Source organism: Streptomyces sp. RLA012, from assembly GCF_056270325.1.
On sequence record NZ_JBWDPA010000002.1, the window covers coordinates 7,618,776 to 7,639,098 of the forward strand.

Below are 20,323 nucleotides of genomic sequence, written 5' to 3' on the forward strand. Positions count from 1 at the left end.
GGTATGCGGCGGCGTACGGGACAATGGAGGACATGCCTTCCGCACTTCCCGACGGTGAGCCCGTCCCCGACGACGGCGCACTGCCCGCGTACGCCCTGGCCGGGGCCGCCGAGCGCCCCCTCGGGTTCTATCTCCACGTGCCGTACTGCGCGACCCGCTGCGGCTACTGCGACTTCAACACCTACACGGCGACCGAGCTGCGGGGCACCGGAGGTGTGCTCGCCTCCCGCGACAACTACGCCGAAACGCTGATCGACGAGGTCCGGCTCGCCCGCAAGGTCCTCGGCGACGACCCGCGCCCCGTCCGTACGGTCTTCGTCGGCGGCGGTACGCCGACGCTGCTGGCCGCCGACGATCTCGTACGGATGCTGGGGGCGATCCGGGACGAGTTCGGGCTCGCGGACGACGCGGAGATCACGACCGAGGCGAACCCGGAGTCGGTGGATCCGGAGTATCTGGAGAAGCTACGGACCGGAGGGTTCAACCGGATCTCCTTCGGCATGCAGAGCGCCCGGCAGCACGTCCTGAAGGTGCTCGACCGTACGCACACGCCCGGCCGGCCCGAGGCCTGTGTCGCGGAGGCCCGCGCGGCCGGGTTCGAGCATGTGAACCTCGACCTGATCTACGGCACGCCGGGGGAGTCGGACGACGACTGGCGCGCGTCCCTGGACGCCGCGCTCGGCGCCGGGCCCGACCACATCTCCGCGTACGCCCTGATCGTCGAGGAGGGCACCCAGCTCGCCCGCCGCATCCGCCGCGGCGAGGTCCCGATGACGGACGACGACGTCCACGCCGACCGGTACCTGATCGCGGACGAGGTGATGTCGGCGGCGGGCTTCGACTGGTACGAGGTCTCCAACTGGGCCACGTCGGAGGCGGGCCGCTGCCTGCACAACGAGTTGTACTGGCGCGGCGCCGACTGGTGGGGCGCGGGCCCCGGCGCCCACAGCCACGTCGGCGGCGTGCGCTGGTGGAACGTGAAGCACCCGGGGGCGTACGCGGCGGCGCTGGCCTCCGGCCGCTCCCCGGGCGCGGGCCGCGAGCTCCTCTCCGAGGAGGACCGCAGGGTGGAGCGCGTCCTGCTGGAGCTGCGGCTCCGGGAGGGCGTACCACTGTCGTTGCTGCGACCGGAGGGGCTGGCCGCGTCCCGCAGGGCACTGTCGGACGGGCTGCTCGAAAACCGGCCGTACGAGGAGGCGCGCGCGGTGCTCACGCTGCGGGGGCGGTTGCTGGCGGACGCGGTGGTCAGGGACTTGGTGGACTGATCACTCGGTGGAGTGAACGACTGCGGAACGCCGGTTCGGTCCCTAACCTTGTTCGTAGGCTGCCGCCGTAATTGCACGGTGGCGGAAACCGGAGGGCCGCGGAGATGACCGCTGTGGACGACCGACCGATGACCACCAACATCGTGAAGATCTTCGAGAACCTTGAGGTTCCCGAAGGATTCAAGGTCGAGCTCCTCCGGGGGGTAATTGTGATGATGGCGGGGCCGGACGTGGCCCACAACGACATTCTGGAGGCGATCCAGGACCAGATCCCCCGGCGGCACTGGCGGCGACTCCAGACCCAGGACATCGCCATCCTCGAAGAGACCAGTGAGCCGCAGCCGGACCTTGTGGTCGTCGAGCGAGGCGTCGGACCCGGTCACGGAAGGTTGATGCCGTCCGAGGTCATCACCATGCTGGTGGAAGTCGTCTCCAAGTCGAGCGTGGACCGCGATTACGGAGTCAAGCGCTCGATCTACGCAGCGGCGAAGGTACCCGCCTACTTCATCATCGACCCCGTTATGGCGCAGTGCGTGCTGCTCACTGAGCCGACGGGCGATGGAGAGGACGCGGATTACCGGCGCCAGCGGATCACGAAGTTCGGCGATCTCACGCCGTTGGAGCCACTCGGCGTCGAACTGGACACCAGCGAGTTCGCCACTTACGAGAAGGTCAGGCCTCACCGCTGGCCGTAACGAAGTCGATCAGTTCCTCCACCTTCCCCAGCAGTTCCGGCTCCAGGTCCTTGTAAGACCGCACCCGCGACAGAATGTGCTGCCAGGCCGCCCCGGTGTTCTCCGGCCAGCCCAAGGCCTGGCACACCCCCGTCTTCCAGTCCTGCCCGTGCGGAATGCGGGGCCACCCCGGGATGCCCACGGAGGACGGCTTCACCGCCTCCCAGATGTCGATGTACGGGTGCCCCAGCACCAGGGCGTGCTCGCTCGTGACCGACCCCGCGATGCGGGACTCCTTCGTGCCGGGGACCAGATGGTCGACCAGGACGCCCAGGCGGGCGTCGGGGCCCGGTGCGAAGTCGGCGACGATCGCGGGGAGGTCGTCGATGCCCTCCAAGTACTCCACGACGACGCCCTCGATGCGCAGGTCGTCGCCCCAGACCTTCTCGACCAGTTCGGCGTCGTGGCGGCCCTCGACGTAGATCCGCCCGGCCCGCGCCACCCGGGCCCGCGCGCCCGGTACGGCGAGCGAACCCGAGGCCGTACGCGACGGCCGTACCGGAGTGGCGGCGGACGGGCGGACCAGCGTCACCACCTTCCCCTCCAGAAGGAAGCCGCGTGGCTCCAGCGGGAACACCCGGTGCTTGCCGAAGCGGTCCTCCAGCGTCACCGTGCCCGCCTCGCAGCGGATCACCGCGCCGCAGAAGCCGGTGCCCGGCTCCTCGACCACCAGGCCCGGCTCCGCCGGCACTTCCGGCACGGGCTTGGGCTTCTTCCACGGCGGGGTCAGGTCCGGAGAGTACTGGCGCATTCGGATGACGATAGGAGAAGCCCGGCGGCACTCACCGCGACACGCCGAAACGCGACACGCCGAAACGCGGTACGTGCCCGATCACGGAACGGCCGTGGACCCCGTGTTCGTACGGTCCCGGCGCGACGGTACGGCGTCGGGGCCCGCCTGCGGCTCGCCGGACTCCTCGACCGGGTCGCCGCAGGACACCACCGCAAGGTCGCCCCGCAGCACGACCACGGGGCCGTGGGCGGTGTGGCCCCCGCCGGCCCCCGCCGGCCCGCACCGGGGCGTCCGCCGCCTTCTCCGCGCCTGCGCCTCCCCGCGCAACCGCGCGCCCTCCGCGAGGCAGGCCGGAAGTCGCCGCCGTCCCACCCGCGGTGTCGGCTCCTCCCGCCCCGCCTCTTCCCAAGTCACCTTCGTGCGCCGACGCCGGCGACGAGGGACCGGACGGTACGACTTCGTGGGAGCGGACGGTACGACATGACAGGACACGTCGGTGCACGTCGCGCAAGATCGCAGGCCCGCCCTTGCCGGGGCCGTACCCACCGGCCGTACACTGGGCCGGGGGATGCTGGCACTCGCGCACGCTGAGTGCCAAGCCGGGCGCCGAGGGGTCGACAGTGGGAGGTGTGCGCGATGCTCAGTGAGCGACGGCTCGAAGTGCTGCGCGCCATCGTCCAGGACTATGTCGGCACCGAGGAGCCGGTCGGTTCCAAGGCGCTGACCGAGCGGCACCGGCTGGGAGTCTCCCCGGCCACCGTCCGCAACGACATGGCCGCCCTGGAGGACGAGGGGTACATCGCCCAGCCGCACACCAGCGCCGGGCGCATCCCCACGGACAAGGGCTACCGCCTCTTCGTCGACAAACTGGCAGGCGTCAAGCCGATGACCGCGCCCGAGCGGCGGGCCATTCAGAACTTCCTGGACGGCGCTGTCGATCTCGACGACGTCGTCGGGCGGACGGTGCGGCTGCTCGCGCAGCTGACGCGGCAGGTCGCCGTCGTGCAGTATCCGTCGCTGACGAGATCGACCGTGCGGCACGTGGAGCTGCTGTCCCTCGCCCCGGCTCGTGTGATGCTCGTGCTGATCACGGACACCGGGCGGGTCGAGCAGCGGATGATCGACTGCCCGGCGCCGTTCGGAGAAACGTCTCTCGCGGATCTGCGGGCCCGGCTCAACAGCCGGATCGCGGGCCGTCGCTTCGCGGACGTCCCGCAGCTCGTGCAGGACCTCCCGGACGCGTTCGAGGCGGAGGATCGCGGTACGGTCGCGACGGTGCTCTCCACCCTTCTGGAGACGCTCGTCGAGGAGACCGAGGAGCGGCTGATGATCGGCGGGACGGCCAATCTGACGCGCTTCGGACATGACTTCCCTCTCACCATCAGGCCGGTGCTCGAAGCACTGGAGGAGCAGGTCGTGCTCCTCAAACTGCTTGGTGAGGCCGGGGATTCGAGCATGACCGTGCGAATCGGTCACGAGAACGCGTATGAGGGACTCAACTCCACGTCCGTGGTCTCGGTCGGCTACGGTTCGGGCGACGAGGCAGTAGCCAAACTCGGCGTGGTCGGCCCGACCCGCATGGATTATCCGGGAACGATGGGAGCGGTACGAGCGGTGGCACGGTACGTCGGACAGATCCTGGCGGAGTCGTAAGTGGCCACGGACTACTACGCCGTACTCGGCGTGCGCCGCGACGCGTCCCAGGACGAGATCAAGAAGGCGTTCCGGAGGCTCGCACGCGAGCTGCATCCGGACGTCAATCCCGATCCGAAGACGCAGGAGCGGTTCAAGGAGATCAACGCCGCGTACGAGGTGTTGTCGGACCCGCAGAAGAAGCAGGTCTACGACCTCGGCGGCGACCCGCTGTCCCAGGCGGGCGGCGGCGCGGGCGGCTTCGGCGCCGGCGGGTTCGGGAACTTCTCGGACATCATGGACGCCTTCTTCGGTACGGCGTCGCAGCGCGGCCCGCGGTCGCGTACGCGGCGTGGCCAGGACGCCATGATCCGGCTGGAGATCGAGCTGGACGAGGCGGCCTTCGGCACCACGAAGGACATCCAGGTCGACACGGCCGTCGTCTGCGCCACCTGCAACGGTGAGGGCGCGGCGCCGGGGACCTCGGCCCAGACCTGTGACATGTGTCGCGGGCGGGGTGAGGTGTCCCAGGTGACCCGGTCCTTCCTGGGGCAGGTCATGACGTCCCGGCCGTGTCCGCAGTGCCAGGGCTTCGGAACCGTGGTTCCGACCCCGTGCCCGGAGTGCGCGGGCGACGGGCGGGTCCGGTCCCGGCGCACGCTGACCGTGAAGATCCCCGCCGGTGTCGACAACGGCACGCGGATCCAGCTCGCGGGCGAGGGCGAGGTCGGGCCCGGTGGCGGTCCCGCCGGTGACCTCTACGTCGAGATCCACGAGCTGCCGCACTCCACGTTCCAGCGGCGCGGTGACGATCTGCACTGCACGGTGACCATTCCGATGACCGCGGCGTCCCTCGGCACCAAGGTGCCGCTGGAGACCCTCGACGGTCTTGAGGAGGTCGACATCCGTCCGGGCACGCAGTCCGGGCAGTCGATTCCGCTGCACGGGCGGGGTGTCACGCATCTGCGGGGCGGTGGCCGGGGTGACCTCATCGTGCACGTCGAGGTGACCACGCCGACGAAGCTCGATCCCGAGCAGGAGCGGTTGCTGCGGGAGCTGGCGCAGCTGCGCGGCGAGGAGCGGCCCATCGGGCAGTTCCAGCCCGGGCAGCAGGGTCTGTTCTCGCGTCTGAAGGACGCGTTCAACGGTCGCTGACGGGTGTTCCTGGGGGCTTCGCCCCCAGGCCCCCGGTGGGTTCTTCGCCGAGGGTGGGCAAACCCGCCCCTGACCGTCCATTCCGGTGGCCTATGCCAGGCGGAAGGCCCGATTCGGACTTGTTCGGAGGACGTGACAACATGCCGTCATGTCCACCGCACTGACCGATCTCTTCCCTCACCCGATCGTGCAGGCCCCCATGGCGGGCGGCGTCTCCGTCCCGCAACTCGCCGCCGCCGTGTCCGAGGCGGGCGGGCTCGGGTTCCTCGCCGCCGGGTACAAGACCGCCGACGGCATGTACCAGGAGATCAAGCAGCTGCGCGGGCTCACCGGGCGCCCTTTCGGCGTCAATCTGTTCATGCCGCAGACCGAGTGCGCGGACCCCGCCACGGTCGAGGTGTACGCCCACCAGCTCGCGGGTGAGGCCGCCTGGTACGAGACCGGCCTCGGTGAGCCGGACAGCGGTCGCGACGACGGCTACGACGCGAAACTCGCCGTGCTGCACGACAACCCGGTGGCGGTGGTGTCGTTCCACTTCGGTGTCCCGAGCCCTGAGGTCCTGGACTCCCTGCGCCGCGCCGGCACGCTCACCATGGTCACCGCGACGACGGCCGAGGAGGCCCTCGCCGTGCAGCGGGCCGGCGCCGCCGTGGTCGTCGTGCAGGGTGTGGAGGCGGGCGGCCACCAGGGCACCCACCGCGACAATCCGGAGACGGACGGTACGGGGATCGGACTGCTCTCCCTGATCACCCAGGTCAGTGAGACCGTGGACCTTCCGATCATCGCCGCCGGCGGCATCATGCGCGGCAACCAGATCGCCGCGGTGCTCGCCGCGGGCGCGAGCGCCGCGCAGCTCGGCACCGCGTTCCTGGCCACCCCCGAGTCCGGCGCCAACGCCGTGCACAAGCAGGCGCTGACCAACCCCCTTTTCGTACGGACGGAGTTGACGCGCGCGTTCTCCGGGCGTCCGGCGCGCGGTCTGGTCAACCGGTTCATGCGCGAGCACGGCCCGTACGCGCCCGCCGCCTACCCCGAGATCCACCACCTCACCTCCCCGTTGCGCAAGGCGGCCGCCAAGGCGGGCGACGCGCAGGGCATGGCGCTGTGGGCGGGCCAGGGGCACCGGATGGCCCGCGACCTCCCGGCGGGTCAGCTGGTGGAGGTGCTGAACGCGGAGCTCGAAGCGGCGAGGACCGCGCTGTCGGCGGCCGGCAACGAGGAGGGCAGGATCCGATGACCGCACCGGTGTTCGTGGTCGAGCACTTCAACGCGGGCAGCGGCGGCCGGTACGTCCTCGACGGCCCCGAGGGGCGCCACGCCGTCTCCGTGAAGCGGCTGCGGCCCGGCGAGGACGTCGTCCTCACCGACGGGGCCGGGCGCTGGGCGGACTGCGTGGTGCTGGACACCGAGGGCAAGGACCGGCTGATCGTCCAGATGGACTCCTACAGCGAGGAGCCCGCGGAGGAGCCGCACATCACCGTCGTCCAGGCCCTCCCCAAGGGCGACCGGGGCGAGGTGGCCGTGGAGACGATGACCGAGACCGGCGTCGACGCGATCGTGCCCTGGGCCGCTTCCCGCTGCATCACCCAGTGGAAGGGCGACCGCGGTCCGAAGGCGCTCGCCAAGTGGCGGGCCACGGCCCGGGAGGCGGGCAAGCAGTCGCGCCGGGTGCGCTTCCCGGAGGTCGCGGGCGTGATGACGACCAAGCAGGTTGCCGCACTGCTGGCCCAGGCCGAGTTCGCGGCGGTGCTGCACGAGGACACGGAGCTCGGCACCGAGCCGTTCGTGACGGCCGACATCCCCGCCTCCGGGGGGATCGTGCTGGTGGTCGGCCCCGAGGGCGGGATCTCCCCCGAGGAGATCGAGCTGTTCACCGGGGCGGGCGCGAAGACGTACCACCTGGGGCGCACCGTGCTGCGTACCTCGACCGCCGGGACGGTGGCGACCGCGCTGCTGATGGCGCGCAGCGGCCGCTGGTCCTGACCTCGCGCACGCACCGGGGATGCCTTGGGCCTCCCCCGGGTACGGCGACGTGCACGAGTACGGAGTGGCCGTTTGAGGTCTACCGCGACGCGCGGGACAGTGGCACGCTGCCGTCCATGGGGGCGTTGATGCGTATTCGACGACGGGTGACGGGCCGTCGGGGACCGGTGGTCGCCGGACTCGCGGTGGTGACCGCCTTCGGAGTGGCCGCGTGCGAGCCCGTGGGCGGGCTGAGTGCCGCCGGGGTGGCGTACACGACCGACCTGGCGGGGACCGCGGAACTGCGGCGGCAGCATGTCGATGTGCAGTACCTGAGCTGCAACGGGTCCTACGGCGACGGGAACAAGGCGTACACCCCCGGGCGCACGCCGTCCGCCTCCGGTTCCACGCCCTCCGTGGTGGAGGTCGACTGCCGCGGGCAGACCGAGGACCGGCAGAAGATCACCATCACCGGAAAGGTCACCCGCCAGGTCGAGGGCAAGTGCGTCCGCGGCAACCTGACCGCCGAGGTCGGGGGCAAGGAGTGGTTCCACGTGAGCGTGCTCGGCAACTGCAACGCCGCGAGCACGCCCTCGTACACGCCCCCCACCTACCGGCCGCCCACCTACCGCCGGCCGGGCCCCACGACCACCGTCACCGTGACGAGGACCATGTGGTGCAAGGGCGACCCGACCTGCTGGCCCTCTCAGGGCAAGTGATCCAAACCCCTGTTGGCCGGAGCCGTCGCTGCATAGGGTGTTCGGGTGACTCAGTCTGCATCGTCCGCATCATCGGTAATGCCTGCGTATCTCCGGTTTCCGCATCTGCACGGCGATCTGGTCGCCTTCACCGCCGAGGACGACGTCTGGGTCGCCCCCCTCGACGGCGGAGGCCGCGCCTGGCGGGTCAGTGCCGACAACATGCCGGTGAACCACCCCCGCATCTCCCCGGACGGCACGACCGTCGCCTGGACGTCGACGCGCGACGGGGCGCCCGAGGTGCATGCCGCGCCCCTGGAGGGCGGACCGTCCATGCGGTTGACGTACTGGGGGAGTTCGAAGACCCAGGTGCGCGGCTGGACCCCGGACGGGCGCGTGCTCGCGCTCAGCACCCAGGGCCAGGCCAGTCTGCGCCGCACCTGGGCGCGGGCCGTCCCGCTCGACGGCGGCCCCGCGACCACCCTTCCGTACGGGCCGGTCGGCGATGTCGCCCACGGCGGTCCGGGCGTGCTGCTGCTGTCCGCTCCCATGGGGCGCGAGGCCGCCTGGTGGAAGCGCTACCGCGGCGGTACGGCGGGCAAGCTGTGGATCGACAGGGACGGCGGCGACGGGGTGGGGGCCGGCGAGTTCGTACGGCTGCACGAGAACCTGGACGGGAACCTCGAATACCCGCTGTGGGTGGGGGAGCGCGCCGCCTTCCTGTCCGACCACGAAGGGGTCGGGGCGCTCTACTCCTCCCTCGCCGACGGTTCCGACCTGCGACGGCACACTCCCATCGACGGTTTCTACGCCCGGCACGCGGCGACCGACGGTGTACGGGTCGTGTACGCGTCCGCCGGTGAACTGTGGCTCCTCGACGACCTGGACGGCGCCGAACCGCGCCGGCTCGACATCCGGCTCGGCGGACAGCGCGTCGACCAGCAGCCGTACCTCGTGAGCGCCTCCCGCTGGTTCTCGGCCGCCGCCCCCGACCACACCGGACGCGGCAGCGCGGTCTCCGTGCGCGGCACCGTCCACTGGGTCACCCACCGCTCCGGCCCCGCCCGCGCCCTCGCCGCCCGGCCCGGCGTCCGCGCCCGGCTGCCCCGCACCTTCCGGGTGGAGGGCGAGGAGTACGTGGTGTGGGTGACGGACGCGGAGGGCGACGACGCGCTGGAGTTCGCCCCGGCCACCGGGGTCGCCCCCGGAGCGACGCCGCGCCGGCTCGCCGCCGGCCGACTCGGCCGCGTCCTCGCGCTGGCGATGGCACCCGACGGCAGCCGCGCCGCCGTCGCCTCGCACGACGGACGGGTCCTGCTCGTCGAGCGGGAGAGCGGGGAGGTACGGGAGGTCGACCGGAGCGAGGACGGGGACGCCACCGGGCTGGTGTTCTCGCCGGACTCCGCCTGGCTCGCCTGGTCGCACCCCGGCCCGCGTCCGTTGTGCCAGCTCAAGTTGGCCAACACCGCCGATCTGTCGGTGACCGAGGCGACCCCGCTCCGCTTCCGCGACTACGCGCCCGCCTTCACCCTGGACGGCAAACACCTCGCCTTCCTGTCGGCGCGCGCCTTCGACCCGGTCTACGACGAGCACGTCTTCGACCTCGCGTTCGTCGGGGGCTCCCGGCCGCATCTGATCACGCTCGCCGCGACCACCCCGTCCCCGTTCGGACCGCAGCGCCACGGCCGCCCCTTCGAGACGCCCGACAAGGAGGAGACGCCCGACAGCGAGGGCACCCCCACCACCCGGATCGACCTCGACGGACTCGCCGACCGGATCGTCCCCTTCCCCGTCGAGGCCGCCCGCTACTCGACGCTGCGGGCCGCCAAGGACGGCCTGCTGTGGCTGCGCCACCCGGTCGTCGGCGTCCTCGGCGCCTCCCGCGCCACCCCGGACGACCCGGATCCGAAGACCGAGCTGGAGCGCTACGACCTCGCCCAGCAGCGCGTCGAACACCTCGCCGCGGACGCCGACCACTTCTCCGTCAGCGGTGACGGCAAGCGCGTCCTGCTGTGGACCGACAGCAAGCTCAAGGTCGTCCCCAGCGACCGCCGCGCCTCGAACGACGACGAGAGCGACACGAACATCACCGTCGACCTCTCCCGGGTGCGCCAGACCGTCGACCCGGCGGCCGAGTGGCGGCAGATGTACGACGAGGTCGGCCGCCTCATGCGGGACAACTTCTGGCGGCCCGACCTGGGCGGTACCGACTGGGAGGCGGTGCTGGACCGATACCGGCCGGTGCTGGAGCGGCTCGCCACCCACGACGACCTGGTGGACCTCCTCTGGGAGGTGCAGGGCGAACTCGGCACCTCCCACGCGTATGTCACTCCGCGCGGCGGATGGGGCGGCGGCGACCGGGCGCAGGGGCTGCTCGGCGCGGACATCTCCCGCCACGAGGACGGCAGTTGGCGCATCGACCGGATCCTGCCCTCCGAGACCTCCGACCCGGACGCACGGGCGCCGCTCGCCGCGCCCGGCGTCGCGGTGCGCGCCGGTGACGCGATCGTCGCGGTCGCCGGGCAGCCGGTGGACCCGGTGGCCGGCCCCGGGCCGCTGCTCGTCGGCACCGCGGGCAAGCCGGTCGAGCTGACCGTCTCGCCGTCGGGCGGCGGCGATCCGCGGCACGCCGTCGTCGTACCGCTGGCCGACGAGGAGCCGCTGCGGTACCACGCGTGGGTCGCGGACCGGCGGGCGTACGTCCACGAGAAGTCCGGGGGCAGGCTCGGCTATCTGCATGTGCCGGACATGGTCGGCTCCGGGTGGGCGCAGCTCCACCGCGACCTGCGCGTCGAGGTGGTGAGGGAGGGGCTGGTCGTGGACGTCCGGGAGAACCGCGGCGGACACACCTCCCAGCTGGTCGTCGAGAAGCTCGCCCGGCGGATCGTGGGCTGGGACCTGCCGCGCGGGATGCGGCCGTCCAGCTATCCGGAGGACGCGCCGCGCGGACCGGTCGTCGCCGTCGCCAACGAGTTCTCCGGCTCGGACGGCGACATCGTCAACGCGGCGATCAAGGCGCTGCGCATCGGGCCGGTCGTCGGAACCCGGACCTGGGGCGGGGTGGTCGGCATCGACAGCCGCTACCGGCTCGTCGACGGGACGCTCGTCACCCAGCCCAAGTACGCCTTCTGGCTGGATGGTTACGGGTGGGGCGTGGAGAACCACGGTGTCGACCCGGACGTCGAGGTGGTCCAGGCCCCGCAGGACCACGCGGCGGGGCGCGACGCGCAGCTCGACGAGGCGATCCGGATCGCGCTGGCCGCGCTCGCGGAGAACCCGGCGAAGACGGCGCCGACGCTGCCGGAGCTCGGCTGACGGGGGGCTGCCGATAGCATGCGGAGCGTACTGATCACACGGCGTGAGGAGCACACCTATGGCTGGCGAGCTGCAGGGGCGCGCCGGTGTCGAGAGGGCGAGCGCGCGGAGGCCCGAAGGGTCGAGCACGGTCGGCACCTCGACACCGGCTGAGGCGCCCCGGAGGCGACAGGAAGACGGCACGCCGCGGGATGACTGTCTGTTCTGCAAGATCGTCGCGGGGCACGTGCCCGCGAACGTCGTCCGGGAGACCGAGACGACCGTCGCCTTCCGCGACATAAACCCCCAGGCGCCCACCCACATCCTGGTCATCCCCAAGGTGCACCACCCGGACGCGGCGTCCCTCGCGGCCGCCGAGCCCGTCATCGCCGCGGACGTGCTGCGCGAGGCCGGTGAGGTCGCGGCCGAGGAGAAGCTGGAGAGCTACCGCCTCGTGTTCAACACGGGCAGCGGCGTCGGCCAGACCGTCTTCCACGCGCACGCCCACCTGCTGGGCGGCCGTGGCATGCAGTGGCCGCCGGGGTAACCGGCCTTGTCCGTACGTGAACTGGTGGTCCTCGGCACCGCCAGCCAGGTCCCCACCCGGCACCGCAACCACAACGGCTATCTGCTGCGCTGGGACGGGGAGGGCCTGCTCTTCGACCCCGGCGAGGGCACCCAGCGGCAGATGCTGCGCGCCGGGGTCGCCGCGCACGACGTGCACCGGATCTGTGTCACCCACTTCCACGGCGACCACTCGCTGGGACTCGCCGGGGTGATCCAGCGCATCAACCTCGACCGCGTCCCGCACCAGGTGACCGCGCACTATCCGCGCTCCGGGCAGCGCTTCTTCGACCGGCTGCGGTACGCGACGGCCTACCGCGAGACCGTCGAGCTCACCGAGGCGCCGGTCGAGGTGGACGGCGTCCTCGCCGCCACCTCCTCGTACACCCTGGAGGCCCGCAGGCTCTCCCACCCCGTGGAGTCCTTCGGGTACCGGCTGGTCGAGCCGGACGGGCGGCGGATACTGCCCGAACGGCTCGCGGAGCACGGCATCAAGGGGCCGGACGTGGGGCGGATCCAGCGGGAGGGCGCGCTCGGCGGGGTCTCGCTCGACGAGGTGAGCGAGGTGCGGCGCGGGCAGCGGTTCGCGTTCGTCATGGACACCCGGCTGTGCGAGGGCGTGGACGCGCTCGCCGAGGGCTGCGACCTCCTCGTCATCGAGTCGACGTTCCTGGACGGGGATCACCGACTCGCCGTCGAACACGGTCACCTGACGGCCGGTCAGGCGGGCCGGGTGGCGCGGGACGCGGGCGTACGACAGCTCGTGCTCACGCACTTCAGCCAGCGGTACTCCGATCCGGAGGAGTTCGAGCGGCAGGCCCGGGCCGCCGGGTTCGAGGGGGAGCTGACCGTGGCGCACGATCTGCTGCGGGTGCCGGTTCCGAAGCGTTCGTAAAACGCCCGTACCATGCTTTGATGCCCCTCCCCAAAGCAGAACTGCACCTCCACATCGAAGGCACCCTCGAACCCGAGCTGGCCTTCGAGCTCGCGGCGCGCAACGGCGTCACGCTGCCGTACGCGGACACCGAGGAGCTGCGCAAGGCGTATCTCTTCGAGGACCTCCAGTCGTTCCTGAACCTGTACTACGAGCTCATGGCCGTACTGCGCACGGAGCAGGACTTCGCCGACCTGGCCGACGCGTATCTCGCGCGGGCCGCCGCGCAGGGCGTGCGACACGCCGAGATCTTCTTCGACCCGCAGGCCCACATCGCCCGGGGGGTCGACATGGGGACGGTCGTCGAGGGGCTGCACCGCGCGCTCTCCCGCAGCGTGGAGGCGCATGGCGTCTCCACCCAGCTGATCATGTGCTTCCTGCGCGACGAGTCCGCCGAGTCGGCGCTGGCCACCCTGGAGGCCGCGAAGCCGTACCTCGACCGGATCGTCGGCATCGGCCTCGACTCCGCCGAGGTCGGGCACCCGCCGGTCAAGTTCCGCGAGGTGTACGAGGCCGCCGCCGCGCTCGGACTGCGGCGCGTCGCCCACGCGGGCGAGGAGGGGCCGCCGGCGTACATCACGGAGGCGCTGGACGTGCTCGGCGTCGAGCGCATCGACCACGGGCTGCGCTGCATGGAGGACCCCGAGCTGGTCGAACGGCTGGTACGGGAGCGGGTGCCGCTGACGCTCTGCCCGCTGTCGAACGTACGGCTGCGCGCCGTGGACGTCCTGGCGGACCACCCGCTGCCCGCGATGCTGGACGCCGGACTGCTGTGCACCGTCAACTCCGACGACCCCGCGTACTTCGGCGGATACATCGGCGACACCTTCCACGCGGTGCACGAGGCGCTCGGGCTGGACCGGGAGCGGATGCGGGAGCTGGCCCGCAACTCGTTCGTGGCGTCCTTCCTGGAGCACGACGAGGAGCGGCGGGCGCGGTACCTCGCCGAGGTCGAGGCGTACGAGTTCGGCTAGACCGCGGCGGACCTATCCGTTTGCGGACCCCGGTGCGGCCGTCGCTCCTGCCGCCGCCCGCCGGGGTCCCGCCGTGTCGTACGCCGTCCGGGGAGCCGGGACCGCCTCCAACGGGAGCTCCACGACCGGGTGTTCCTGCGGGAGCGGGGTACCGCGCCGGGTGCGCAGGGCCACGGCCGTCATCGGGACGGTGATCAGGAGCAGCCCGAGGGCCAGGACCAGGCCCATCGCCGGGTAGCCGGCCCGCGCGGCGAGCAGACTGCCCGTGAGCGGGCCGCACGCCGTGCCGAGCGAGGAGCCGGAGCCGACGAGGACCGCCCACCGGCCGCGCCGGTCCAGGGACGCGGCCAGACCGATGACGTAGGAGAGCACGACCGGGTAGAGCGTGTTCCAGGCGATCTCGCCGGTCGCGAAGGACGGCAGGTCGGTGGCCGCCGCGCTGAGCGTGATGCACCCGGCGATCAGGGCCGTGCCCGCCCCGATGGGCAGCGCCCGGCCCAGCCGCGGGCCGAGGGCGCCCGCGCCGATCACGCCCAGCAGACCGGCACCGAGCGCCGCCGCGAAGACCGCGCCGACGGTCACTTCCGTCAACCCCGCCTGCGTCAGCCCGATCCGGCCGCTGACACCCCAGAGTGAATTCTGCGCCAGGGACCAGCAGAACATCGTGGCGGCGAGGACGAGGCCGGCGCGGAGGTGGGGGAGAGGTGTGCCGGCGCGGACGGCGCGGACGGCCGGGGGAGCCTCGGGGGCCGGGAGGCGGCGGGTCGCGGGCAGTACGAGCAGGGCGGTGCAGGCGATCGCGGCGAGCGGCTGACCGTGGCCCGGACCCAGATGGGGGATGGCCAGATACAGCGTGCCCGCGAGGGCGGAGACGCCCAGCAGGCCCAGGGTGGTGGTGCGGTGCGGGTCGCGCTGCGCGGCGATCCCGGTGGCGGCGACGGTGGTGGCCGTGCCGGAGCCGAGGCCGCCGGCCACCGCGCCGAGAACGACCAGGGGGACGGTGGTCGTGAGGGCGGCGGTGCCGTAGCCGACGGCGGCCAGCAGCAGGCCCGCGCGGGCGAGCCGCCGGGGGCCGAGGCGGTCCACGCGGGAGGCGAGCAGGAAGCCCGCCGCCGCCGAACCCAGCAGCAGGGCGCTGCCGATGGACCCGGCCTCGGTGGCGGAGAGGGGGAGGCCCGCGTTCAGTCTGCCGACGGTGGTCGGGAGGAGGTACGGGGCGAGGTACCCGGCCGTGAAAAGGGCGACGAGGGGCCAGGGCGTGGTGGTGCGGGCGGACACGGGCGTTCCCAGGGCATGCGAAAGAGCGGCTCGGCAGGGGGGATGAGCGGCTGTCGACGGACAGGAACGCGCGGGCAATTTGTATCAAGTGGGCGGGGGCGTGACACAGGCGGGGCGATGTGATCCGGGTCACGTTCCGTTTGGGGTGGGGGGACTAGGGTAAGGGCGTGGGCTTCGCCGCGGTTGTACGTCGGTCCGCTCCGGCTCGACCGGCGCCGTCCCGTGTGCCGTTTGGTGCACACTGGCCTGAATCCGCACCACGCCAGGGAGCGCACCGTGATCGCGTCCAACGGAGAGCGACCGTACTGTCACGCCCACGTCGACCCGCTCGCGGGGCTGCGCGGTCCTCAGGACCCGCCCTGGGACGTCTACCTCACGGGCACGGTCTTCCTCGACATCATCTTCACCGGACTCGACACCGCCCCGGTGCGCGGGACCGAGTCGTGGGCGCGCGGGATGGGGTCGAGCCCCGGCGGCGTGGCCAACATGGCGACCGCCCTCGCCCGCCTCGGCCTCAAGACCTCCCTGGCGGCGGCCTTCGGGGACGACCACTACGGGGAGTACTGCTGGGACGCCCTGGAGCAGGGCGAGGGCATCGACCTCACCCCGTCGCGCACCGTGCCCGACTGGCACTCACCGGTCACCGTGTCGATGGCGTACGAGGGCGAGCGGACGATGGTCAGCCACGGGCACGAGCCGCCGCCGGAGGAGCCCGCGCCGGAACACGCCCCCCGCGCGCGTGCCGCCGTCGCCTCGCTCGTGCCCGGCACGCGCGCGCAGTGGATCGCCGAGTCCGCGCGCGCGGGCACCCGGATCTTCGCGGACGTCGGCTGGGACGACACCGGGCGCTGGGACCTGGCGGGGCTCGCGGACCTGGAGCACTGCGAGGCGTTCCTGCCGAACGCGGACGAGGCGATGCGGTACACCGGGGCGGACTGTCCGCGGGCCGCCGCGCACGCGCTGACCGAATACGTTCCGCTGGCCGTCGTCACCCTCGGCGCCGAGGGCGCGTACGCCGTGGACGGTCGTACCGGGGAGACCGCCGAGGTTCCCGCGATCGCCGTGGAGGCCCTCGACCCCACCGGTGCCGGTGACGTCTTCGTCGCCGGGTTCGTGATGGGCACCCTCGCCGACTGGCCGCTCGCCGACCGGCTCGCCTTCGCCGGACTGACCGCCGCGCTCTCCGTCCAGGAGTTCGGCGGTTCCCTCTCGGCGCCTGGCTGGGCCGAGATCGCGGCCTGGTGGCGCCGGGTCCAGTCGGTCGACGACCAGGATCCGACGGCACTGCGGCGGTACGCGTTCCTGGAGGGGCTGCTGCCGGAGGTGACCCGGCCGTGGCCGCTGCGCCGCGCGGTCCCGACGATCGGCTTCGGCCGCTCGGCCTGAGCTTTCCTTTGCGCGTGACGGTTTGTCAGCCGATCGGTCGCCAGCCGATCCTGTCGGGACTCCCGCAGCCGCCACGCCTCCGGAAAGGCCAAATGGTTCGGCGAAGGCGTCCGGGCTCTGTGACGCCGGTCACGGGGCCTCGCTGTCGCGCGGTACCAGGGTGAGTCCCGCGCCGAGAAGCGGTGAGTCCCGCGCCGAGAAGCGGTGAGTCCCGCGCCGAGAAGCGGTGAGTCCCGCGCCGAGAAGCGGCGAGTCCCGCGCCGAGAAGCGGTGAGTCCCGCGCCGAGAAGCGGTGACGAAAAGCCCTACGGCACTGTCACCCCACCGTCGTACTCTTGGAGACGCAAGGCTGCCCCCGTGGCAAGCGTGCCGATCAAGGAGGAAAAGCAGGCCTACAGCGCCGGCCCATGACTCAGACACCCACAGCTCACAGCCCCGCTCAGGGGCAGGCACGAGCGCACTTCACCGTCCCGGCCAAGCACCCCATGGTCACTGTGCTGGGATCAGGAGACGCGCTACTGCGCGTGATCGAGAAGGCCTTCCCGGCAGCCGACATCCACGTCCGGGGCAACGAGATCAGTGCGGTGGGCGACGCCGGTGAAGTGGCCCTCGTCCAGCGCCTGTTCGACGAGATGATGCTGGTGCTCCGCACCGGGCAGCCGATGACGGAGGACGCAGTGGAACGCTCGATCGCCATGCTCAGGGCGAGCGAGAACGGGGAGGGCGACGGTCAGGAAACCCCTGCCGAAGTGCTCACGCAGAACATCCTGTCCTCGCGCGGCCGCACCATCCGACCCAAGACGCTCAACCAGAAGCGGTACGTCGACGCCATCGACAAGCACACCATCGTCTTCGGCATCGGCCCCGCCGGTACCGGCAAGACGTACCTCGCGATGGCGAAGGCCGTACAGGCGCTCCAGTCCAAGCAGGTCAACCGGATCATCCTCACCCGCCCCGCGGTGGAGGCCGGCGAGCGGCTCGGCTTCCTGCCCGGCACGCTCTACGAGAAGATCGACCCCTACCTGCGGCCCCTCTACGACGCACTCCACGACATGCTGGACCCGGACTCGATTCCGCGGTTGATGGCGGCGGGGACGATCGAGGTCGCACCCCTGGCCTATATGCGGGGTCGCACCCTTAATGATGCTTTTATCATTCTGGACGAGGCCCAGAACACCAGCGCCGAGCAGATGAAGATGTTCCTCACCCGCCTCGGCTTCGAGTCGAAGATCGTGGTCACGGGCGACGTGACGCAGGTCGACCTGCCGAGCGGGACGAAGTCGGGTCTGCGTCAGGTCCAGGACATCCTGGAGGGCCTCGACGACGTCCACTTCTCGCGGCTCACGTCCCACGATGTCGTACGGCACAAGCTGGTCGGCCGTATCGTCGACGCGTACGAGAAGTACGACAACGAGAACGGCACCGAGAACGGCTCCCACAAGGGCCACGGCAAAGCCGGCCACAAGGGGAAGTAGACAAGCCAGCACCATGTCGATCGACGTCAACAACGAGTCCGGAACCGAGGTCGACGAGCAGGCGATCCTCGACATCGCCCGCTACGCCCTCGCACGGATGCGCATCCACCCGCTCTCCGAACTCTCGGTGATCGCCGTGGACGCCGACGCCATGGAGCAGCTGCACATCCAGTGGATGGACCTGCCCGGCCCGACGGATGTCATGTCCTTCCCGATGGACGAGCTGCGGCCACCGTCCAAGGACGACGACGAGCCCCCGCAGGGGCTCCTCGGTGACATCGTGCTCTGCCCGGAGGTCGCCGAGCGGCAGGGCAAGGAAGCTCCCACGCAGCACTCCATGGACGAGGAACTCCAGCTCCTCACCGTCCATGGAGTGCTGCATCTGCTCGGCTACGACCACGAGGAGGCGGACGAGAGGGCCGAGATGTTCGGACTCCAGGCAGCCATCGTGGACGGCTGGCGCGAGGAGAAGGGCATGACGGGTGCCTCGCCGGCCCCGACCGTGTCATGAGTCCGCAGCTCGTCATCGGCGCCATCGCCCTGGTCGTCGTCGCCTGGCTCGCCGCCTGCGCGGAGGCGGGCCTCGCGCGCGTCTCCAGCTTCCGCGCCGAGGAGGCCGTACGGTCCGGGCGGCGCGGCAGCGCGAACCTCGCCCAGGTCGCCGCCGACCCGACCCGCTATCTGAACGTCGCGCTGCTGGTGCGCGTGGCCTGCGAGATGGCCGCCGCCTCGCTCGTCACCTACGCCTGCCTGAAGGAGTTCGACGAGACGGCGGAGGCGCTCGTCGTCGCCATCGGGGTCATGGTCCTCGTCTCGTACGTCGCGGTGGGCGTCTCGCCGCGCACCATCGGCCGCCAGCACCCGCTGAACACGGCGACGGTGGCCTCGTACGTGCTGCTGCCGCTGGCACGGATCATGGGCCCGATCCCGTCCCTCCTCATCCTCATCGGCAACGCGCTGACGCCCGGCAAGGGCTTCAGACGCGGTCCGTTCGCCTCCGAGGCCGAGCTGCGCGCGCTGGTCGACCTCGCCGAGAAGGAGTCCCTGATCGAGGACGAGGAGCGCCGGATGGTGCACTCCGTCTTCGAGCTGGGAGACACCCTCGTACGGGAGGTGATGGTGCCGAGGACCGACCTCGTCGTCATCGAGCGCTACAAGACCATCCGCCAGGCGCTCACCCTTGCCCTGCGCTCCGGTTTCTCGCGCATCCCCGTCACCGGGGAGAGCGAGGACGACATCGTCGGGGTCGTGTATCTGAAGGACCTGGCCCGCAAGACGCACATCAGCCGCGACGCCGAGTCCGAGCTGGTGTCGACGACCATGCGGCCCGCCACCTTCGTGCCCGACACCAAGAACGCGGGCGATCTGCTGCGCGAGATGCAGCAGGAGCGCAACCACGTCGCCGTCGTCATCGACGAGTACGGCGGCACGGCCGGCATCGTCACCATCGAGGACATCCTTGAGGAGATCGTCGGCGAGATCACCGACGAGTACGACCGTGAGCTGCCGCCCGTCCAGGAACTCGGCGACGACCGCTACCGGGTGACCGCCCGCCTCGACATCGGCGACCTCGGCGAGCTGTACGGCTTCGAGGCGTACGACGACGAGGACGTGGAGACGGTCGGCGGACTGCTCGCCAAGGCGCTCGGGCGGGTTCCGATCGCCGGTGCCTCGTCGGTGGTCGAGCTGCCCGACGGGCGTGAGCTGCGGCTGACGGCGGAGGCCGCGGCCGGGCGCCGGAACAAGATCGTCACGGTGCTCGTCGAGCCCGTCGGCCCGGTGGACCCGGAGCCTGCCGAGGAGGAGAAGCCGGATTGACCCCGCAGCAGCTGCGTGCGTTCTGTCTGTCCTTCAACGCGACCGTCGAGGACTTCCCCTTCGCCCCGGAGATCTCCGTCTTCAAGGTGCTGGGCAAACTGTTCGCGCTGACGCGACTGGACGCGCGCCCGCTCACCGTCAATCTGAAGTGCGACCCGCAGGACGCGGTCCGGCTGCGCGGCGAGCACCCGGGGCTGGTCATCCCCGGCTATCACATGAACAAGCGGCACTGGAACACCGTGACGGTCGACGGCGGACTCCCGGACCGGCTGGTCCGGGAGCTCGTCGAGGATTCGTACGATCTCGTCGTCGCCGGTCTGCCGAAGGCGGAGCGGCTGCGTCTCGACCGGGCGTGAGCGGGTGCCGGCGGGCGTGGGTGTGATCGGCCGCGGGTGGGTGTGTGCGGGTGTCTCCCGATCCC

Annotated in this window: 18 protein-coding genes and 1 pseudogene; 16 read left to right on the forward strand and 3 right to left on the reverse strand. The window is 71.5% G+C overall.

Translation table 11 applies throughout. The annotated features are described in order from the left end of the window. Nucleotides 1–32: 32 nt before the first annotated feature. Both hemW and RV986_RS34885 read left to right on the forward strand, forming a co-directional pair. Complete coding sequence (gene hemW, locus RV986_RS34880) at nucleotides 33–1,265, forward strand: radical SAM family heme chaperone HemW (protein ID WP_475921176.1); 1,233 nt, start codon at nucleotides 33–35, stop codon at nucleotides 1,263–1,265. A gap of 104 nt (nucleotides 1,266–1,369) precedes the next feature. After that, entirely contained in the window at nucleotides 1,370–1,960 is a 591-nt protein-coding gene (locus tag RV986_RS34885; RefSeq protein ID WP_475921177.1) for a Uma2 family endonuclease, read from the forward strand. Here RV986_RS34885 and RV986_RS34890 read toward each other — a convergent pair. Both RV986_RS34890 and RV986_RS34895 read right to left on the reverse strand, forming a co-directional pair. Beyond that, nucleotides 1,938–2,750 (reverse strand): DUF3097 domain-containing protein, encoded by an 813-nt coding sequence (locus RV986_RS34890; protein ID WP_475921178.1) that lies wholly within the window; start codon nucleotides 2,748–2,750, stop codon nucleotides 1,938–1,940. The genes RV986_RS34885 and RV986_RS34890 overlap by 23 nt on opposite strands. A 120-nt stretch (nucleotides 2,751–2,870) precedes the next feature. After that, a pseudogene (locus tag RV986_RS34895) lies at nucleotides 2,871–3,005 on the reverse strand (MBL fold metallo-hydrolase); the annotation flags it as partial. A gap of 363 nt (nucleotides 3,006–3,368) precedes the next feature. Here RV986_RS34895 and hrcA point away from each other — a divergent pair. The 9 genes from hrcA to RV986_RS34940 all read left to right on the forward strand — a co-directional run bounded on the left by hrcA (nucleotide 3,369) and on the right by RV986_RS34940 (nucleotide 13,945). Continuing rightward, nucleotides 3,369–4,385 (forward strand): heat-inducible transcriptional repressor HrcA, encoded by a 1,017-nt coding sequence (hrcA, locus tag RV986_RS34900; RefSeq protein WP_475921179.1) that lies wholly within the window; start codon nucleotides 3,369–3,371, stop codon nucleotides 4,383–4,385. Beyond that, complete coding sequence (dnaJ, locus tag RV986_RS34905; RefSeq protein WP_475921180.1) at nucleotides 4,386–5,519, forward strand: molecular chaperone DnaJ; 1,134 nt, start codon at nucleotides 4,386–4,388, stop codon at nucleotides 5,517–5,519. A 148-nt stretch (nucleotides 5,520–5,667) separates the two neighbouring features. After that, complete coding sequence (locus RV986_RS34910) at nucleotides 5,668–6,756, forward strand: nitronate monooxygenase (protein ID WP_475921181.1); 1,089 nt, start codon at nucleotides 5,668–5,670, stop codon at nucleotides 6,754–6,756. Further along, nucleotides 6,753–7,502, forward strand: coding sequence for a 16S rRNA (uracil(1498)-N(3))-methyltransferase (locus RV986_RS34915; protein WP_475921182.1), 750 nt, complete (start codon nucleotides 6,753–6,755; stop codon nucleotides 7,500–7,502). The genes RV986_RS34910 and RV986_RS34915 overlap by 4 nt, the downstream gene beginning before the upstream one ends. A gap of 128 nt (nucleotides 7,503–7,630) precedes the next feature. Further along, a complete protein-coding gene (locus RV986_RS34920) occupies nucleotides 7,631–8,200 on the forward strand; it encodes a hypothetical protein (protein WP_475921183.1) in 570 nt (189 codons plus the stop codon). Between the two features lie 78 nt (nucleotides 8,201–8,278). Beyond that, a complete protein-coding gene (locus RV986_RS34925; protein WP_475921184.1) occupies nucleotides 8,279–11,494 on the forward strand; it encodes a S41 family peptidase in 3,216 nt (1,071 codons plus the stop codon). Between the two features lie 199 nt (nucleotides 11,495–11,693). Beyond that, nucleotides 11,694–12,020, forward strand: a complete 327-nt coding sequence (locus RV986_RS34930) for a histidine triad nucleotide-binding protein (protein ID WP_475924544.1) — start codon at nucleotides 11,694–11,696, stop codon at nucleotides 12,018–12,020. A gap of 6 nt (nucleotides 12,021–12,026) precedes the next feature. Beyond that, entirely contained in the window at nucleotides 12,027–12,932 is a 906-nt protein-coding gene (locus tag RV986_RS34935; protein WP_475921185.1) for a ribonuclease Z, read from the forward strand. Nucleotides 12,933–12,952: 20 nt separating this feature from the next. Then, complete coding sequence (locus RV986_RS34940) at nucleotides 12,953–13,945, forward strand: adenosine deaminase (RefSeq protein ID WP_475921186.1); 993 nt, start codon at nucleotides 12,953–12,955, stop codon at nucleotides 13,943–13,945. 12 nt (nucleotides 13,946–13,957) lie between these two features. On the opposite strand, the gene RV986_RS34945 is transcribed toward RV986_RS34940, so the two are convergent. Further along, nucleotides 13,958–15,223, reverse strand: a complete 1,266-nt coding sequence (locus RV986_RS34945) for an MFS transporter (protein WP_475921187.1) — start codon at nucleotides 15,221–15,223, stop codon at nucleotides 13,958–13,960. Nucleotides 15,224–15,499: 276 nt separating this feature from the next. Between RV986_RS34945 and RV986_RS34950 the strand changes: the two genes are divergently transcribed. The 5 genes from RV986_RS34950 (at nucleotide 15,500) to RV986_RS34970 (ending at nucleotide 20,258) form a co-directional block, all read left to right on the forward strand. Next, the gene (locus tag RV986_RS34950) at nucleotides 15,500–16,609 is read left to right on the forward strand and encodes a carbohydrate kinase family protein (protein WP_475921188.1); all 1,110 of its coding nucleotides are present in this window, start codon (nucleotides 15,500–15,502) and stop codon (nucleotides 16,607–16,609) included. 407 nt (nucleotides 16,610–17,016) lie between these two features. After that, on the forward strand, nucleotides 17,017–18,084 hold the full coding sequence (locus RV986_RS34955; protein WP_475921189.1) for a PhoH family protein: 1,068 nt from the start codon (nucleotides 17,017–17,019) through the stop codon (nucleotides 18,082–18,084). A 13-nt stretch (nucleotides 18,085–18,097) separates the two neighbouring features. After that, nucleotides 18,098–18,595 carry an rRNA maturation RNase YbeY gene (gene ybeY / locus RV986_RS34960; RefSeq protein ID WP_475921190.1) on the forward strand — a complete coding sequence of 166 codons (498 nt, stop codon included), beginning with the start codon at nucleotides 18,098–18,100 and terminating at the stop codon, nucleotides 18,593–18,595. Continuing rightward, nucleotides 18,592–19,902, forward strand: coding sequence for a hemolysin family protein (locus tag RV986_RS34965; RefSeq protein ID WP_475921191.1), 1,311 nt, complete (start codon nucleotides 18,592–18,594; stop codon nucleotides 19,900–19,902). The genes ybeY and RV986_RS34965 overlap by 4 nt, the downstream gene beginning before the upstream one ends. Next, nucleotides 19,899–20,258: an MmcQ/YjbR family DNA-binding protein gene (locus tag RV986_RS34970; RefSeq protein ID WP_475921192.1), complete on the forward strand. Its 360-nt coding sequence runs from the start codon at nucleotides 19,899–19,901 to the stop codon at nucleotides 20,256–20,258. The genes RV986_RS34965 and RV986_RS34970 overlap by 4 nt, the downstream gene beginning before the upstream one ends. Nucleotides 20,259–20,323: the final 65 nt, after the last annotated feature.

Excerpts from the sequence above, each read along its gene's own strand:
- hemW (WP_475921176.1), top strand. The coding sequence starts at position 33 with ATGCCTTCCGCACTTCCCGACGGTGAGCCCGTCCCCGACGACGGCGCA.
- RV986_RS34955 (WP_475921189.1), top strand. The coding sequence starts at position 17,017 with ATGACTCAGACACCCACAGCTCACAGCCCCGCTCAGGGGCAGGCACGA.
- RV986_RS34885 (WP_475921177.1), top strand. The coding sequence starts at position 1,370 with ATGACCGCTGTGGACGACCGACCGATGACCACCAACATCGTGAAGATC.
- RV986_RS34910 (WP_475921181.1), top strand. The coding sequence starts at position 5,668 with ATGTCCACCGCACTGACCGATCTCTTCCCTCACCCGATCGTGCAGGCC.
- RV986_RS34925 (WP_475921184.1), top strand. The coding sequence starts at position 8,279 with ATGCCTGCGTATCTCCGGTTTCCGCATCTGCACGGCGATCTGGTCGCC.
- ybeY (WP_475921190.1), top strand. The coding sequence starts at position 18,098 with ATGTCGATCGACGTCAACAACGAGTCCGGAACCGAGGTCGACGAGCAG.
- hrcA (WP_475921179.1), top strand. The coding sequence starts at position 3,369 with ATGCTCAGTGAGCGACGGCTCGAAGTGCTGCGCGCCATCGTCCAGGAC.
- RV986_RS34940 (WP_475921186.1), top strand. The coding sequence starts at position 12,953 with ATGCCCCTCCCCAAAGCAGAACTGCACCTCCACATCGAAGGCACCCTC.
- RV986_RS34915 (WP_475921182.1), top strand. The coding sequence starts at position 6,753 with ATGACCGCACCGGTGTTCGTGGTCGAGCACTTCAACGCGGGCAGCGGC.
- RV986_RS34920 (WP_475921183.1), top strand. The coding sequence starts at position 7,631 with ATGCGTATTCGACGACGGGTGACGGGCCGTCGGGGACCGGTGGTCGCC.
- RV986_RS34890 (WP_475921178.1), bottom strand. The coding sequence starts at position 2,750 with ATGCGCCAGTACTCTCCGGACCTGACCCCGCCGTGGAAGAAGCCCAAG.
- RV986_RS34965 (WP_475921191.1), top strand. The coding sequence starts at position 18,592 with ATGAGTCCGCAGCTCGTCATCGGCGCCATCGCCCTGGTCGTCGTCGCC.